At 72.4% G+C, this 14,737-nt stretch carries 15 protein-coding genes and 1 pseudogene; 10 read left to right on the top strand and 6 right to left on the bottom strand.

Annotated features, from left to right (window positions below; all coding sequences use genetic code 11):
- Nucleotides 1-45: 45 nt before the first annotated feature.
- The 3 genes from U5640_RS26855 to U5640_RS26845 all read left to right on the top strand — a co-directional run bounded on the left by U5640_RS26855 (nucleotide 46) and on the right by U5640_RS26845 (nucleotide 5,433).
- Nucleotides 46-1,821, top strand: coding sequence for a phospholipid carrier-dependent glycosyltransferase (locus U5640_RS26855; RefSeq protein ID WP_340378296.1), 1,776 nt, complete (start codon nucleotides 46-48; stop codon nucleotides 1,819-1,821).
- Between the two features lie 153 nt (nucleotides 1,822-1,974).
- The gene (locus U5640_RS26850) at nucleotides 1,975-3,594 is read left to right on the top strand and encodes a penicillin-binding transpeptidase domain-containing protein (protein ID WP_340378295.1); all 1,620 of its coding nucleotides are present in this window, start codon (nucleotides 1,975-1,977) and stop codon (nucleotides 3,592-3,594) included.
- A 171-nt stretch (nucleotides 3,595-3,765) separates the two neighbouring features.
- Nucleotides 3,766-5,433 carry a penicillin-binding transpeptidase domain-containing protein gene (locus tag U5640_RS26845; protein WP_340378294.1) on the top strand — a complete coding sequence of 556 codons (1,668 nt, stop codon included), beginning with the start codon at nucleotides 3,766-3,768 and terminating at the stop codon, nucleotides 5,431-5,433.
- Between the two features lie 9 nt (nucleotides 5,434-5,442).
- Here the strand turns inward: U5640_RS26845 and U5640_RS26840 are convergent, their stop codons facing one another.
- The gene (locus tag U5640_RS26840) at nucleotides 5,443-5,802 is read right to left on the bottom strand and encodes an SsgA family sporulation/cell division regulator (protein ID WP_340378293.1); all 360 of its coding nucleotides are present in this window, start codon (nucleotides 5,800-5,802) and stop codon (nucleotides 5,443-5,445) included.
- 194 nt (nucleotides 5,803-5,996) lie between these two features.
- On the opposite strand from U5640_RS26840, the gene U5640_RS26835 reads away from it, so the two are divergent.
- The 6 genes from U5640_RS26835 (at nucleotide 5,997) to U5640_RS26810 (ending at nucleotide 11,056) form a co-directional block, all read left to right on the top strand.
- The gene (locus U5640_RS26835) at nucleotides 5,997-7,046 is read left to right on the top strand and encodes an energy-coupling factor ABC transporter permease (RefSeq protein WP_340378292.1); all 1,050 of its coding nucleotides are present in this window, start codon (nucleotides 5,997-5,999) and stop codon (nucleotides 7,044-7,046) included.
- 4 nt (nucleotides 7,047-7,050) lie between these two features.
- A complete protein-coding gene (cbiQ, locus tag U5640_RS26830) occupies nucleotides 7,051-7,812 on the top strand; it encodes a cobalt ECF transporter T component CbiQ (RefSeq protein WP_340378291.1) in 762 nt (253 codons plus the stop codon).
- Nucleotides 7,800-8,558, top strand: a complete 759-nt coding sequence (locus tag U5640_RS26825; RefSeq protein WP_340378290.1) for an ABC transporter ATP-binding protein — start codon at nucleotides 7,800-7,802, stop codon at nucleotides 8,556-8,558. The genes cbiQ and U5640_RS26825 overlap by 13 nt, the downstream gene beginning before the upstream one ends.
- Nucleotides 8,559-8,569: 11 nt before the next feature.
- Nucleotides 8,570-9,037, top strand: coding sequence for a MarR family transcriptional regulator (locus U5640_RS26820; RefSeq protein ID WP_340385361.1), 468 nt, complete (start codon nucleotides 8,570-8,572; stop codon nucleotides 9,035-9,037).
- A gap of 290 nt (nucleotides 9,038-9,327) precedes the next feature.
- Nucleotides 9,328-9,783 (top strand): organic hydroperoxide resistance protein, encoded by a 456-nt coding sequence (locus U5640_RS26815; protein ID WP_340378289.1) that lies wholly within the window; start codon nucleotides 9,328-9,330, stop codon nucleotides 9,781-9,783.
- A 106-nt stretch (nucleotides 9,784-9,889) separates the two neighbouring features.
- On the top strand, nucleotides 9,890-11,056 hold the full coding sequence (locus U5640_RS26810; protein WP_340378288.1) for a serine hydrolase domain-containing protein: 1,167 nt from the start codon (nucleotides 9,890-9,892) through the stop codon (nucleotides 11,054-11,056).
- Between the two features lie 50 nt (nucleotides 11,057-11,106).
- Here the strand turns inward: U5640_RS26810 and U5640_RS26805 are convergent, their stop codons facing one another.
- The 4 genes and pseudogenes from U5640_RS26805 to U5640_RS26790 form a co-directional block, all read right to left on the bottom strand.
- A complete protein-coding gene (locus tag U5640_RS26805; RefSeq protein WP_340378287.1) occupies nucleotides 11,107-11,382 on the bottom strand; it encodes a DUF1876 domain-containing protein in 276 nt (91 codons plus the stop codon).
- Between the two features lie 178 nt (nucleotides 11,383-11,560).
- Nucleotides 11,561-12,406: an EamA family transporter gene (locus U5640_RS26800; protein ID WP_340378286.1), complete on the bottom strand. Its 846-nt coding sequence runs from the start codon at nucleotides 12,404-12,406 to the stop codon at nucleotides 11,561-11,563.
- A pseudogene (locus U5640_RS26795) lies at nucleotides 12,403-12,897 on the bottom strand (YbaK/EbsC family protein). Before U5640_RS26795 ends, U5640_RS26800 begins: the two are co-directional and overlap by 4 nt.
- Before the next feature lie 57 nt (nucleotides 12,898-12,954).
- Nucleotides 12,955-13,338: a helix-turn-helix domain-containing protein gene (locus U5640_RS26790; RefSeq protein ID WP_340378285.1), complete on the bottom strand. Its 384-nt coding sequence runs from the start codon at nucleotides 13,336-13,338 to the stop codon at nucleotides 12,955-12,957.
- A gap of 162 nt (nucleotides 13,339-13,500) precedes the next feature.
- Between U5640_RS26790 and U5640_RS26785 the strand changes: the two genes are divergently transcribed.
- Nucleotides 13,501-13,908 (top strand): RidA family protein, encoded by a 408-nt coding sequence (locus U5640_RS26785; RefSeq protein WP_340378284.1) that lies wholly within the window; start codon nucleotides 13,501-13,503, stop codon nucleotides 13,906-13,908.
- On the opposite strand, the gene U5640_RS26780 is transcribed toward U5640_RS26785, so the two are convergent.
- A complete protein-coding gene (locus U5640_RS26780; RefSeq protein ID WP_340378283.1) occupies nucleotides 13,905-14,573 on the bottom strand; it encodes a hypothetical protein in 669 nt (222 codons plus the stop codon). The two genes, U5640_RS26785 and U5640_RS26780, sit on opposite strands and share 4 nt — an antisense overlap.
- Nucleotides 14,574-14,737 lie beyond the last annotated feature (164 nt).

The raw sequence follows: 14,737 nt of genomic DNA, 5'->3' as shown, positions 1-14,737 counted from the left end.
ACCCATGCACGGGACTCACACAGCCCTGTTCCCTACGATGGCGCGGTGACCAGTACCGCGTCCTCCACGGACTCCACGGGCTCCACTGACCACCGGCCCGCAGCGACCGCGCACGACGACCCGCACGACCGGCGGCCCTCGTCGTGGCGGGAGCGGCTGCGCCGTTTCGGGTACGCGGCCGAGCCCGCGGCCGACGTCCGGGCGCGGCTGGTGCCGCCGTACACACGGCCCGGTCCCCGGCTGTGGCAGACGCTGGGGCTGCCACCGGTGTGGGCGGACCGGATCGCGCGCTGGTCGGGCTGGGGCGGTCCGCTGCTGGTCACGCTGGTGGCGGGCGTCATGCGGTTCTGGAACCTGGGCAACCCGAAGAAGGTGATATTCGACGAGACGTACTACGCCAAGGACGCGTGGGCGCTCGTCCACCGCGGGTTCGAGGTCAACTGGGACAAGAACGCCAACGACCTCATCCTCTCCTCGGGCGGTCATGTCGCCGTCCCCACCGACGCGGCGTACGTCGTGCATCCGCCGGTCGGCAAGTACGTCATCGGGCTGGGCGAGCTGATCTTCGGCTTCGATCCGTTCGGCTGGCGCTTCATGACGGCGCTGCTGGGCACGCTGTCCGTGCTGCTGCTGTGCCGGATCGGCCGTCGCATCTTCCGCTCCACCTTCCTCGGGTGTCTCGCGGGCGCGCTGATGGCGGTGGACGGGCTGGCCTTCGTGATGAGCCGCACCTCGCTGCTCGACGGGGTGCTGATGTTCTTCGTGCTGTCGGCGTTCGGCTGTCTGGTGATCGACCGTGACCGGGCCCGGGAGCGGCTCGCCGCGGCCCTGCCGGCGGACGCGGACGGCCGGGTCCGCCCGGACGCGCACATCGCCGAGACCGCGCGCCTCGGGGCGCGCCCCTGGCGCTGGGCGGCGGGTCTGATGTTCGGCCTGGCGATCGGCACCAAGTGGAACGCGCTGTACATCATGGCCGCGTTCCTGCTGATGACCCTGCTCTGGGACGTGGGCTCGCGCCGGGTGGCCGGCGCCCGCCACCCCTACCGGGCGGTCCTGCGGCACGACACGGGCCTGACCTTCCTCGCGACGGTCCCGGTCGCCCTGGTCACCTACCTGGTGTCCTGGACGGGCTGGATCCTCTCGCCGGGCGACGGCTCGGGCGGCTACTACCGCAACTGGGCGGCCACCGACGGCAGGGGCGGCAGCTGGACCTGGCTGTTCCCGGACTGGTGGCGCAGCCTGTGGCACTACGAGCACGAGGTGTACGAGTTCCACACCCACCTCACCTCGCCGCACAACTACCAGTCGAACCCGTGGAGCTGGCTGGTCCTCGGCCGCCCGGTCTCCTACTTCTACGAGTCCCCGTCCCCCGGCACGGACGGCTGCCCCGTCGACGCGGGCGAGAAGTGCGCCCGTGAGGTCCTCGCGATCGGCACCCCGCTGCTGTGGTGGGCCGCCTGCTTCGCGCTGCTGTACGTCCTGTGGCGCTGGCTCTTCCGCCGCGACTGGCGCGCGGGCGCGATCGCCTGCGGCATCGCGGCCGGCTACCTCCCCTGGTTCATGTACCAGGAGCGCACGATCTTCCTCTTCTACGCCGTCGTCTTCCTCCCCTTCCTGTGCCTCGCGGTGGCGATGATGCTCGGCGCGATCATCGGCCCGCCGGGCTCGACGGACACCCGCCGGGTGGCGGGCGCGACCGGCGCGGGCGTCCTGGTCCTCCTGATCGCCTGGAACTTCATCTACTTCTGGCCGCTCTTCACCGGGACCGCGATCCCGATCGACCAGTGGCGGTCACGGATGTGGATCGATACGTGGGTGTAGTCGGCGTTCACATACATGTTTGAGCACCCCCGCTAACGATTGCGGAAACTACCGCCACGCGCGCCTCCCTTTCGGCTTACTGTGAGCCAGGACAGAGGTTTCTGAACACGTTCAGAAAACGCCCGGGAGGGTGTCGACGGGGAGGGTTCACACATGCGCAAGGGGGCGAAGGCGGCCATAGTCGGCTCGGTGTTCGTCGTGATGGTGGGCGGGGCCGGGTACGGGGCCTTCAACATCGTGAACGCGCTCAGCGGGGACGCGGGGGGCGGCGGGCCCGCGCCCGTGCGGACCGGGCCGCCCAGCAGCGGCGAGGTGAAGGACACCAGCACGAAGTTCTTCGCCGCCTGGGAGAAGGGCGAGGCGGCGGCCGCGGCCGCGCTCACCAACAATGCGGAGAAGGCCGAGCCGCTGCTGACCGCGTACGGCGGGACCGCCCACATCGGCGGTGTCAAGATCACGCCGGGTGCCGCCACCGGGGACACCGTGCCGTTCAGCGTGCGGGCGACCGTGTCCTACGAGGGCAGGAGCAAACCGCTCGCCTACAAGAGCGAGCTGACCGTCGTCCGTGGGGTCACCACCGGCAAGGCGCTGGTGGACTGGCAGCCCTCGGTCGTCCACCCGCAGCTGAAGGACATGGACGACACACTGGTCACCGGCGACGCCTCCGCCCCGCCGATCGAGGCCGTCGACCGCGGCGGCAAGGTGCTCACCAAGGAGACGTACCCCTCGCTCGGCCCGATCCTCGACGAACTGCGCGCCAAGTACGGCGCCAAGGCCGGCGGCACCCCGGGCGTCGAGCTGGCGATCCGGCACGCCGCCCCGGACACCGCCGACACCGCGCTGCTGACCCTGGCGAAGGGCACGCCGGGGAAGCTGCCCACCACACTCAGCGCGCGCGTGCAGGCGGCGGCCGAGAAGGCCGTCGACAAGTACCCCCAGTCCTCGGTGGTCGCCGTCAAGCCGAGCACCGGCGAGGTACTGGCGGTCGCCAACAACCGCACCGACGGCTGGAACGCCGCCTTCCTCGGCCAGGTCGCCCCCGGCTCCACCTGGAAGATCGTCAGCGCCGCCACCCTCATCGACAGCGGCATCACCACGGCGAACGGGCCCGCGCCCTGTCCCGCCGAAGCCGTGTGGCAGAGCCAGACCTTCCACAACATCAAGAACATGCCCGCCGACGAGAACGCCACCCTCTCCGCGAGCTTCGCCCGCTCCTGCAACACGGCCTTCGTGAAGTTCGCCGACGAGGTGAAGGTCGACTCCCTCACCGACGAGGCGAAGAACCGCTTCGGGATCGGCCTCGACTGGAAGACCGGCATCCCGTCCTTCGACGGCTCGGTCCCCGCCTCCGGCGGCCCGGACACCGCGGCCAACCTGATCGGGCAGGGCCAGGTCCAGGTCAACCCGCTGAACCTGGCCTCGGTGACGGCGACCGCGATGACGGGCTCCTTCCGGCAGCCGGTGATCGTGCCGCAGAGCCTCGACGACCGTGAACTGGCACGCGCGCGTGGGCTGTCGGCGAGCACCGTGGCGCAACTGCGCGCCATGATGAACCGCACCGCGACCAGCGGCACCGCCGCCGAGGTGATGTCCGGGCTCGGCCCCGACTACGGCGCGAAGACCGGCTCCGCGGAGGTCGACGGCCAGGCCAGGTCCGACAGCTGGTTCACCGGCTACCGCGGCGACGTCGCCGCTGCGGCCCTCGTCCAGGACGGCGGCCACGGCGTGGACGCCTCCGGCCCGCTCGTCGCGCAGGTGCTGCGCGCCGGGTGACCGCGGTCCGACCCACTGGTTCAGGTCGGTAACAGGTGGGTGGCTGACGTCACACATGACGTCACCCCCACAGCACGGGACTCTAGGGTGGTTGCCGTCGTTGGGGTGAGTGAGGGCAACGAGGGCACTGGGGCGAGAGGAGCCCCCTGGGGATCCGGAGGATCACAGGCTGTGGGCAAGAGAAGACGCGTCGACGAGCGGCGCGGCAAGCGGCGTCCCGCCGTCGTCGGCGGCATGGTCGCCGTCGTCCTCGGCGGGGCCGGGATCGGCGTCTACGCCCTCTACGGCGGCGGGGCCGCGGCCGATGCCGCCGCGGGGGCCCGGCTGAAGCCGGTCGTCAGGACCGGGCCGCTGTCGCGGACCGAGGTGACCACCGCGGCCCGTACGTTCCTCACGGCCTGGCAGGAGGGTGCGGTCGCGAAGGCGGCGGCCGCCACCGACGACTCCGCGGCCGCCGCCGCCCTGCTCACCGGCTACACCAAGGACGCCCGCGTCTCGCACGTCACCCTCACCGCCGGCAAACGCACGGGCGACAAGGTCGCCTTCGGGGTGAAGGGCACGGTGACCTACGGGAAGATCACCAAGCCGCTCTCGTACGACAGCGCGCTGACCGTCGTCCGCCGGGCGAAGGACGGCCGGGCGACCGTCGACTGGCACGCGTCCGTCGTCCACCCCGACCTCCTCGACGGGGACACCCTGGTGACCGGCGAGGCGGGCAACCCCCCGGTCAGGGCGCTCGACCGGGACGGCGGCGAGATCACGACGGCCCGCTACCCGTCCCTGGGCACGGTGCTGGACGGGCTGCGCGAGAAGTACGGCAAGAAGGCGGGCGGCACGGCGGGCGTGGAGCTGCGGGTGGTGCGCGGCAAGGCGTCGAAGGCGAAGAAGGCCTCCGACAAGACCCTCCTGGAGTTCAGCAAGGGCACCCCGGGCACCGTGCGGACGACCCTCAGTCCGGCCCTCCAGGCCGCGGCCGAGCAGCAGGTCGCGAAGACCACGCGCGCGTCGGTCGTCGTCCTGCGCCCCTCCACCGGAGAGATCCTCGCGGTGGCGAACACCGGACACGGCTTCAACACCGCGTTCAACGGCTCCCTGGCGCCCGGCTCCACCATGAAGGTCGTCACGTCGTCGCTGCTCATCGAGAAGGGGCTGGCGTCGGCGGACAAGGTGCACCCCTGCCCGAAGACGTTCAGCTACGGCGGCTGGAAGTTCCACAACGACGACGACTTCCAGATCAAGGGCGGCACCTTCAAGGCGAGCTTCGCGCGCTCCTGCAACACGGCCTTCATCAGCCAGGCGGGTGAGCTCGACAACGACAGCCTGACGCGGCAGGCGCAGCAGGTGTTCGGCCTGTCGATGAACAACTGGGCCATCGGCGTCCCGTCGTTCGACGGCTCGGTACCGGTGCAGTCGGCGGCGCAGATGGCGGCTTCCCTGATCGGCCAGGGCGGGGTGCGGATGAACCCGCTGAACATGGCGTCGGTGTCGGCGACGGTGAAGTCGGGCACCTTCCACCAGCCGTACCTGGTCTCGCCGTCGGTCGACCACCGCACCCTCGCCACGGCCTCCCGCACGATGTCCGCGTCCACCCTGTCCCAGCTGCGCGAGCTGATGAGCTACACCGCCGCCTACGGCACCGCCGCCGAGGCGATGTCGGGTCTCGGGCCGGACTACGGCGCGAAGACCGGCTCGGCGGAGGTCGACGGCCAGTCCAAGCCGAACGGCTGGTTCACGGCCTACCGGGGCGACCTGGCGGCAGCGGGCGTGGTGCAGGCCGGCGGCCACGGAGGGGACACGGCGGGCCCGATCGTGGCGGCGCTGCTGAGGACGGGCGGCTGAGCGCCCCCGTCAGCGCGCCACCGGCTCCCCCGCCGTCGCCATGTAGGTCCGCCGCAGGAACCTCAGCAGCGCCTGGGAGTCGAACTGCACCACCGAGACGCCCTGCGAGGAGTGGAACTCGACCACCGCCTGCACCCGCCCCAGCGGCCACACCCGGACCTCCCCCGTCCCGGCCGGCGCCCGCAGTCCCTGCTCCAGCAGGGTCCGGGAGAACGTCCACTCGTGCCGGTCGGGCAGCCCCACCCGCACGGACCGCGGATCGTCGTCGGGGTCGTAGCGCAGGACGACGGGGACGGCGTCGCGTTCCTCCTCGACCATGTCGGCGTCCGTGACGATGTGGGCTCGCGCGTACTGCTCGACTACGGACATCGGCCGACCCTCTCACGCTGCGTGACCCAGGGGGGAAGTTGTGGACCAGCTCCCCCTCCAATGTCGCACATTTCCCCCAATGCGCCCCTTCGGGCAGATCTATCTCATCTGTGCGATATCGCGGAGAAACGCGCCGCGATTCACGAGCGCCTCGCTCTTGCGAACCGTTCGCATTAAGCCTCTATCATCGACGGGTGCACGTACCCGACGGATTCATCAACGCCCCGACCTCCGCCGTGACCGGAGTCGTCGCCGCGGGCGCCATCGCCGTGAGCCTGCGCGGCGCGCGCCGTGAGCTCGACGAGCGGACGGCCCCGCTGGCCGGTCTGGTCGCGGCGTTCATCTTCGCCGTGCAGATGCTGAACTTCCCCGTCGCGGCGGGCACCAGCGGCCACCTGCTGGGCGGCGCGCTGGCCGCGATCCTCGTGGGCCCCTTCACCGGGGTCCTGTGCGTGTCCGTGGTGCTGCTGATGCAGGGCATCCTCTTCGCCGACGGCGGGCTGACCGCGCTCGGCGTGAACATCACCGACATGGCGATCGTGACGACGGTCGTGGCGTACGCCGTCTTCCGCGGCCTGGTGAAGGTGCTGCCGCGCACCCGCCGCTCGGTCACGGTCGCCTCCTTCACCGCCGCCCTGCTGTCCGTGCCCGCCGCCGCCGTGGCGTTCACGCTGCTGTACGCGGTCGGCGGCACCACCGACGTGGCGATCGGCAAGGTCGCCACCGCGATGGTCGGCGTCCATGTGCTGATCGGCCTCGGCGAGGCCACCATCACCGCGCTGACGGTCGGCGCCGTGATCGCCGTACGGCCGGACCTCGTCCACGGCGCGCGCGGGCTGCACCAGCGGCTCAAGCTGCGCGTCGACGGCGAACTGGTCGACGTGCCCGCCGCCCACCCGGCGCCCGTCGCGGCGCGCACCTCGCGGCGCACACTGTGGGTGACCGGCCTGGTCACCTCCCTGGTCCTCGCGGGCTTCGTCAGCTTCTACGCCTCCGCGAACCCCGACGGCCTGGAGAAGGTCGCCGCCGACCACGGCATCGACCGCAGGACCGAGGACCACGCGAGCGCGGACTCCCCGCTCGCCGACTACGGCGTCAAGGACGTCACGAACGCCCGGCTGTCCGGCGGTCTCGCGGGCGTGATCGGCGTGGGCGTGACCGTCGTCGCGGGCAGCGCGGTGTTCTGGGCGGTGCGCCGGCGCCGTGACGCGGACGTCGCCCCCACCGCCGTAGAGAACGTCTGACGGCATGGGAGCGGGACACGCGCACCGGCTCTACCGGCACGGCCACTCGCCCGTGCACACCCTGCCGCCGCACACCAAGCTCGCCGCCGTCTTCGCGTTCGTGGTCGTCGTCGTGTCGACGCCCCGGGAGGCGATGTGGGCGTTCGGCCTGTACGCCGCGCTGCTCGCGCTGGCCGCCCGGCACGCGCGCGTGCCCGCCGGCTTCCTGCTCAAACGTCTGCTGATCGAGGTGCCGTTCGTCGCGTTCGCGGTGCTGATGCCGTTCGTGGCGGAGGGCGAGCGGGTGGACGTCCTCGGGCTGTCGCTCAGCGTGAACGGCCTCTGGGGCGCCTGGAACGTCCTCGCCAAGGGCACCTTGGGTGTCGCCGCCTCCGTCCTCCTGGCGGCCACCACGGAGCTGCGGGAGCTGCTTCTTGGCCTGCAGCGCCTGAAGCTGCCCCCGCTGCTCGTGCAGATCGCGTCCTTCATGATCCGTTACGGCGATGTCATCACCGACGAGATGCGGCGGATGCGGATCGCGCGCGAGTCACGCGGCTTCGAGGCCCGGGGCGTGCGGCACTGGGGCGTGCTCGCCAAGTCGGCGGGCGCGCTGTTCATCCGCTCCTACGAACGCGGCGAGCGTGTGCACCTGGCGATGGTCAGCCGCGGGTACGCCGGTTCGATGCCCGTGATCGACGAGGTGACCGCGTCCCGGGCGCAGTGGTCGTACGCCTTCACCCTGCCGGTCGCCGCCCTGGTCGTCTGCGTGGTGGGATGGACGCTGTGACTGCTTCACTGGAGGTCTCCGGCCTCGCCTTCGCCTACCCCGACGGCCATCAGGCGCTGTTCGGCGTGGACTTCAGCGTCGCGCGCGGGGAGCGGGTCGCGCTGCTCGGGCCGAACGGCGCCGGCAAGACCACCCTCGTCCTGCACCTCAACGGCATCCTGACCGGCGGGGCGGGCACGGTGACGGTCGCCGGACTGCCCGTCGGCAAACGGCACATGGCGGAGATCCGCCGCAAGGTCGGTCTCGTGTTCCAGGACCCGGACGACCAGCTGTTCATGCCGACGGTCCGCGAGGACGTGGCGTTCGGTCCGGCCGCGGCCGGGCTGAAGGGCGCGGAGCTGGAGGAGCGCGTGGACCGTGCGCTCGCGCGGGTCGGCATGACGGAGTTCAAGGACCGCCCGCCGCACCACCTGTCGTTCGGCCAGCGCCGCCGGGTCGCCGTCGCGACCGTCCTCGCGATGGAGCCGGAGATCCTCGTCCTGGACGAGCCGTCCTCCAACCTCGACCCCGCCTCGCGCCGTGAGCTCGCCGACATCCTGCGCTCCCTGGACGTGACCGTCCTGATGGTCACGCACGACCTGCCGTACGCCCTGGAACTGTGCCCGCGGGCGCTGATCCTGAGCGAGGGCGTGATCGCCGCGGACGGCCGCACGGGCGAACTCCTCGCCGACGAGGCCCTGATGAACGCGCATCGACTGGAGCTGCCCTTCGGGTTCGACCCGCGCTCCGTCACAATGGGTGCGTGACGAATGGGCGCGTGACCGACGAGAACCGGACGGCCGAGCGTACGCCGCTGCTCGACGAGCAGTTGTGCTTCGCGCTGTACGCGGCCCAGCGCGCGGTGACCTCCGCCTACCGGCCCGTCCTGGACGAGCTGGGGCTCACCTACCCGCAGTACCTGGTGCTGCTGGCCCTCTGGGAGCGCGGCGAGACCACCGTCAAGGAGCTGGCGTCGGCCCTGCGGCTCGACTACGGCACGATGTCGCCGCTGCTCAAGCGCCTGGAGGCGGCGGGCCTGGTGCGCCGGGAGCGCTCCGGGCGCGACGAGCGGACGGTCCTCGTCGCCTGCACGGGCCGCGGCGAGGAGCTGAAGGGCCGGGCGGCGAGGGTCCCCGGGGCCCTGATGACCGCGACCGGCCTGGAGCCGGCCGAGGTCGCCCGTCTGCGCGAGGAACTCTGGGGCCTCGCCGAACGCGCCCACGGCGCGGCGGGCCGCGCGCGCTAGTGCCGTGACCGGAAAGGTTCGCCGGGAAGCTCGCGGCGTCCGGTGCGGCGCATCGCAAGGCGGAGCGTCGCCCGCGTACTGGATGTACTCGGGTGATGCGACAACGCGGCGAGGTGCCGTGCCGGGCGTCGCGAGCCGGTGAACCTTTCCGGTCACGGCACTAGCCCCGACGACCGCCGCGAGCTGACGTTACCCGCGGTTACCACCCCCTGCCGGACACCCACAGACCTACCGGCCGGTACCTTGTGCACGATGTAATCGGGGAAAATTTCAGGGGGGAGGGTCCCGCTGTGAGCGAAGGTGACGCCGTCGACACCGTCGACACCCGTCCGACGAAGATCATGTACGTCGCCGAGGCGACCGCGCACGGAGGCCGCGACGGGTATGTGACCAGCCAGGACGGCCAGATCGAGCTGAAGGTGGCGATGCCGCCGGAGCTCGGCGGCGACGGCAACGGCACCAACCCGGAACAGCTCTTCGCCGCCGGCTACAGCTCCTGCTTCCACAACGCGCTGATCCTCGTCGGCAACCGCGCGGGCTTCGACCTGACCGGCTCCACGGTCGCCGCGAAGGTCGGCATCGGGCCCAACAAGACCAAGGGCTACGGCCTCGCGGTCGCCCTCAGCGTCTCGCTGCCCGTCCTCGACCAGGGCCTCGCCGAGAAACTGGTCGACGCGGCCCACCAGGTCTGCCCGTACTCCAACGCCACCCGCGGCAACATCGACGTAACGATCATCCTCGGCTGACGCGACGCAGGAATCGCAGGCCCGCCGCACCTGTTGACCGCAAGGCCGAAGGTGATCGGAGCGGGCCGGGCGAGCCGGTCGAGCGGGACGAGAGGGACGTGCGGGCGTGGACGTGAACGGTGCGGTGGCCGAGGGGTTCGAGCCGGTCCGGGAGGCGTTCGCCCGGAACTTCGCCACCCTCGGGGAGCGCGGCGCCGCCGTCGCCGTCTACCGCGACGGGCGCAAGGTCGTCGACCTGTGGGGCGGCACGCGGGACGTGGACGGCACGGCTCCCTGGGAGCACGGCACCGCGCAGATCGTGCGCTCCGCGACCAAGGGCGTCGCCGCCGCCGTACTCCTGCTGCTGCACCAGCGCGGACACCTGGACCTGGACGCGCCCGTGGGGACGTACTGGCCGCAGTACAAGGCGGCCGGCAAGGAACGCACGCTGGTGCGCCACCTGCTCGCGCACCGCGCGGGCGTTCCCGTCCTCGACCGGCCGCTGACGCCCGCCGAGGCCGCCGACCCCGATCTGGGCGCGGCGGCGGTCGCCGCGCAGGCACCCGTCTGGGAGCCGGGCGGCGACCACGGGTACCACGCGCAGACCTACAGCTGGCTGACCGGCGAGCTGGTGCGACGGGTCACCGGGCGGCCGATCGGCGAGTGGATCGCCGACGAGATCGCCGGACCGCTCGGGGCCGAGCTGTGGCTCGGGCTGCCGCAGTCGCTCCACGCGCGCGTGGGGCGCGTCGGGCCGGTCGACGCGCCCCTACCGGCCGGCGGGCTGCGGACCCGGCCCAAACGGTCCGTCGCCGACGCCTACGCCGACCCCGCCTCCCTCACCCGCCGCGCCTTCGCCGCGATCACCCCGCTGCCCGACGAGAACGACCCCGCCTACCGCGCGGCCGCCCTGCCCGCCTCCAACGGCATCGCGACCGCCGACGGCCTCGCCCGCTTCTACGCCTCCCTCATCGGCGAAGTCGACGGCGGCGTGCGGCTCTTCGTCCCCGAGACGGCCGCCCTGGCGCGCACCGAGCAGTCCGCCGGACCGGACCGGGTGCTGGTGGTCACCACCCGGTTCGGCCTCGGCTACATGCTGCACGGCGGCGCGTCGCCGCTGCTCTCCCCCGCCTCCTTCGGCCACCCCGGCCGCGGCGGCGCGCTCGGCCTCGCGGACCCCGGGACGGGCATCGCCCTCGGCTACGTCACCAATGGCCTGCGCACCGGCGTGACGGCGGACCCGAGGGCACAGGCGCTGCTGCGTGCGGTCCGGACGGCGGTCGCCGTGGCCTGACGGGCCCCGGGACCACCTCCGTTCCGGCGTATCCCGCCCGTCCGACGGCCTCAGATGTTGATCGAGTGGGACGTCCGCCCCGAGGCCTCGTCGATCTCCCCGTGCGCCTTCGTCAACAGCTGCATGGCGAGTTCGTTGAGGGCGCGGGCGCCCGCTATCTCCTCACCGACCCGGGGCTGGTTGCTGTCGACCCGGTGGCGGCTGGCGTGCCCGTGGGACCGTACCTCGGTCCCGTCCGGCAGCCGGACCAGCGCGGCGGCGCTCGTGTGCTGGTCGTCCTCCTTGAACTCCAGCTCGACGTGCCATCCCACAGCGGTGTGCGTCATGTCGGTCACCTCCGGAACTCCTGCTTCCAGGGTGCTCCTCCCCACGGGCACCCGCACCCACGCGGGCCCGGCCCGGCAGCAGCGACCCGCCGGAGGGCCACGCCCGCACGCGCGCGTGGTGCAACGCGCAACGCGCGCAGGGTCCCCGCGTCGGCACCGCGGGCCACCACCACGGCGGTCAACCGGCGTGCAGCATCAGACCGATGCCCATGACCAGCAGGCAGGCGGCGGCGACGCGCGGGGCGCCGAACGTCTCCTTGAAGAAGAGGGCGCCGATGGCGGCGCCCACGATGATGGACGACTCGCGCAGGGCTGCCACGGGGGCCAGGTCGGCGCGGGTCTGGGCCCACAGGACGAGGGCGTAGGCGGCGACGGACAGGGCGGAGCCGAGGAGGCCGAGGGCGGCGAAGGGACGCAGCACGGCGACGGTCGCGCCGCGCCAGCGGGTGGCGGCGTACGCCGGGATCACCACGCCCTGAACGGCCATCAGCCAGGCGATGTAGCCGAGCGAGGAGCCGGAGGCGCGGACACCGAGACCGTCGACGACCGTGTACGCGGCGATCGTCAGCCCGGTGGCGAGGGCGGCGCCGATCGCCGCCCGGTTCGGACGCCTTCCGCGCAGGCCCCACAGGGCGACGCCGGTCAGGCCCGCGCAGGACACCGCGATGCCGGCGGCCGCCCAGCCGCCCGGCACCTCGTGCGCGAAGACGGCGGCGAGGACGGTGACGACGAGCGGCGCGGAGCCGCGCGCGAGGGGATAGGCCTGCCCGAAGTCGCCGAGCCGGAAGGACCGCATCAGCAGCGCGTAGTACGCCATGTGGATGACGGCGGAGGACAGCAGGTACGGCCACGCGCCGGCCGCCGGGAACGCGACGAACGGCACGAGGGCGAGGCCGATGAGCATGCCGCCGCCCGCGATCAGCGTGAAGCCGGCCAGCTTGTCGGTGATCCGGTGCGCGATGGCGTTCCAGCCGGCGTGGGTGACCGCCGCCAGCAGGACGGCGGTGGTGACCAGTGGCGTCACGCGGTGCGCTCGCGGACGTCCACGACGGTGGCGTCCGCATGGGCGACGAGGGCGTCCGGGGCCATGGGGAACACGGTGTACGGGGTGCCGGCGGCGGCCCACACGACGTCGTGCGCGAGGAGACCGCGGTCGGCGAGGACCCGGGTGCGGGTGCGATGCCCGAAGGGCGGCACGCCGCCGATGGCGTACCCGGTGGTCTCCCGTACGACGCCCGCGCCGGCCCTGGTCACCTCTGCGGCGCCGAGTTCCGCGCGCACCCGCTCCACGTCGACCCGGGACGCGCCGTCCATCAGCACCAGCACCGGCACGCCGTCCGCCGCGAAGATCAGCGACTTGCAGATCTGGCTCAGCTCGCACCCGATCGCCGCGGCGGCCTAGGCGGCGGTGCGGGTCGCCTCCGGGAAGCGCCGCACGCGGGCGTTCAGCTCGGCGAGCCCCAGCTCGGCGAGGGCCTCGGCGAAACGGGGGTGGGCCCCGGTGGTGGTCGTCATGCACGGCACGCTAGCGGTCGTCGCAGGGGCCACGCGACGGAGTTGCCCGCCGCGTGCTCAGCCGTCGAAGCTGCGGCGGGAGTCCTCGATGTGCCCGAACCAGCGGTGCGTCCACGCGCACATCCCGTCGACCGTGGCCCGCAGTCCCTGTCCCGCCTCGGTCAGGGTGTACTCGACGCGCGGCGGCACGGTCGGGTGCACGGTCCGCACCAGCAGGCCGTTGCGTTCCAGCATGCGCAGGTTCTGGGTGAGCATCTTGTGGCTGACGCCCTCGACCTCGTCGCGCAGGCCGCTGAACCGCAGGGTGCGGTCCCCGAGCGCCTCGATGATCAGCAGCGCCCACTTGTTGGCCACGTCCGAGAAGATCTCCCGGCCGAGCGAGTCGGCCCTTCTGAGGTCGGCCTGTTCGTCGGGCGTGCCCGTGTACTGCTTGGTCACCATCGGGTTCCCCAGTCACCGAAAAGTGCGTTCTTCCATGTCAGCGCTCACTCTCCTACGGTTTCCCAGTAACCACAAGAGAGCACGGCCGCTCCGCACGGCCACTCCGCACGGCCACTCCGCACGACCGCTGCTCTCGACCGCTCCCAAGGAAGGCAGGCGCCCATGCCCGTCACGCTCGTGAATCCGTCCGGACTGCCGCGGACCGACGCCTACAGCCAGGTGTCCGTAGGGACCGGCTCCCGGCTCGTCTCCGTCGCCGGGCAGGTCGCCTGGGACGCCGAGGGCACCACGGTCGGCGAGGGCGATCTCGCCGCCCAGGTCGAGCAGTGCTACGTCAACGTCGGCGCCGCTCTCGCCGGAGCCGGCGCCGGCTTCGACGACGTCACCCGGCTGACAGTCCACGTCGTCGACTGGACGCCGGAGAAGATGCCGGCGTTGATGGCGGGCGTCACCCGCGCGGCCGACCGCCTCGGCGTCACCGCGACCCCGCCGCTCACCCTGCTGGGCGTCGCGGCCCTCCACATCCCCGAGCACCTGGTGGAGATCGAGGCGACGGCGGTTCTTCCCTAGACGCGCCAGGTGTCGGCGTACTGGATGTGCAGATGGCCCGGTACGTGACGGCGGGTCCTCGTGTGCGGCCAGGGGCCGGGGCCCAGTTCGACGCAGTAGTGCCCACCGGGGTGGTCGTGCAGGTGGGAGGGGGCCTCCTCGACGAGGCCGCGCAGGGCCGCGCCCTGCTCGCGGAAGGCGGTGGCGCTGCCCACGACGAAGAGGGTGTGCGCCGCGACGTGGAAGTCGAGGTGGTCGCGGTACTCCTGGTGCCGCCACCGTTCGTGGTCGACGTCCGTCCCGTCCGGGAGGTCCCCCTCGGAGGTGGACACGGTCTGCGGCTTCCCGGCCCCGAGCCGCCCCCGTACGTCCTTCCAGGACGCGGTGGGGAACTGCAGGCTGTGGTGGAGCAGCACCAGGTCCAGCGCGACCGGTTCGCCCTCACCGACGACACCCTCCGGCACCGGGTTGGCCCGGATCGGCAGGTACACCAGCGAGTGCGCGGACCGCGCGGCCAGCGCCCACAGCTCGACGAGCCGGCCCGCGCCCTCCCGGTCGGCGTACATCGACAGCCAGTGCCGGTCGTCCCGCAGGGCCAGTCGTACGGGGGCGGGCTCGGCCCGGACCACCCGGAGCCCGGCGCCGCCGGCCTGCCGTACCTGATGTATCCGTACGCGCGTGCTCATCCGACGCCGAACCGGTCGCGTTCGGTGGCGCTCATGGTCTCCCCCGGCGCCTGTTCGACGAGGTCCAGGGACTCCCCTGGCGTGGGCGCCTGAGCCGGGATGATGCCATACCGCCGATCACGACGCGGGACGGTTCGACGACGAACGACGGCGCGCCCGCCCCC

Source organism: Streptomyces sp. SS7 (assembly GCF_037993025.1).
In the GTDB taxonomy this organism is placed as follows: domain Bacteria; phylum Actinomycetota; class Actinomycetes; order Streptomycetales; family Streptomycetaceae; genus Streptomyces.
The sequence above is the reverse complement of the archived record's forward strand: the minus strand, read 5'-3'. Positions and strand labels throughout refer to the sequence as shown.

Bases quoted from the DNA above. Each gene is read 5' to 3' on its own strand.
- U5640_RS26850 (WP_340378295.1), top strand. From the start codon at position 1,975: ATGCGCAAGGGGGCGAAGGCGGCCATAGTCGGCTCGGTGTTCGTCGTG.
- U5640_RS26840 (WP_340378293.1), bottom strand. From the start codon at position 5,802: ATGTCCGTAGTCGAGCAGTACGCGCGAGCCCACATCGTCACGGACGCC.
- cbiQ (WP_340378291.1), top strand. From the start codon at position 7,051: ATGGGAGCGGGACACGCGCACCGGCTCTACCGGCACGGCCACTCGCCC.
- U5640_RS26825 (WP_340378290.1), top strand. From the start codon at position 7,800: ATGGACGCTGTGACTGCTTCACTGGAGGTCTCCGGCCTCGCCTTCGCC.
- U5640_RS26805 (WP_340378287.1), bottom strand. From the start codon at position 11,382: ATGACGCACACCGCTGTGGGATGGCACGTCGAGCTGGAGTTCAAGGAG.
- U5640_RS26790 (WP_340378285.1), bottom strand. From the start codon at position 13,338: ATGGTGACCAAGCAGTACACGGGCACGCCCGACGAACAGGCCGACCTC.
- U5640_RS26785 (WP_340378284.1), top strand. From the start codon at position 13,501: ATGCCCGTCACGCTCGTGAATCCGTCCGGACTGCCGCGGACCGACGCC.
- U5640_RS26780 (WP_340378283.1), bottom strand. From the start codon at position 14,573: ATGAGCACGCGCGTACGGATACATCAGGTACGGCAGGCCGGCGGCGCC.